At 64.6% G+C, this 534-nt stretch carries 1 pseudogene; it reads left to right on the top strand.

Annotation, left to right across the window (positions count from 1 at the left end):
* A pseudogene (locus tag IVB36_RS16025) lies at positions 1-438 on the top strand (transposase); the annotation flags it as partial.
* Positions 439-534 lie beyond the last annotated feature (96 nt).

Genomic DNA, 534 nt, shown 5'->3' with positions numbered 1-534 from the left:
TTGGAGGGATTTGGCAAGACCCTGCTGGCCAGTGATGAGGTGGTGGTCGAGGCGACCGGCAACAGCATGGCGGTATCGCGGGTTCTCGCACCGTTCGTGGCACGGGTGATTATCGCCAATCCGCTGCAGGTGAAGGCGATCGCCCAGGCTCACGTCAAGACCGACAAGATCGATGCCGGCACGCTCGCCAGTCTGCAGGCGGCTGGGTACCTGCCGCAGATCTGGACGCCTGACGCGGAGACGGAACGCAAGCGTCGGCTGGTGGCGCGGCGCTACCAGGTCGTGCGCCATCGCACGCGGCTCAAGAACGAGGTGCATTCGATCCTGCACGCGCACCTGATCCCGAAGTGCCCGCATGCCGATCTTTTCAACGGCCGCGGCCGGGCGTGGTTGGCCGCCCAACCGTTGCCGGACGATGAGCGCGCGGCGATCGATCGTAAGCGCTTAGCCGCAACCCTATTGAGGCTGGCTTGACGTTTTGCGGAATCGCCACGGCATGAGGTCTTCGATGCGGCTATGGGGATGGCCGTCGAT

The sequence above is a fragment of the Bradyrhizobium sp. 35 genome (genome assembly GCF_023073215.1).
Taxonomy (GTDB): Bacteria; Pseudomonadota; Alphaproteobacteria; order Rhizobiales; family Xanthobacteraceae; genus Bradyrhizobium; species Bradyrhizobium canariense_D.
Note: the sequence above shows the minus strand (reverse complement) of the source record. Positions and strands in the feature narration are given on the sequence as shown.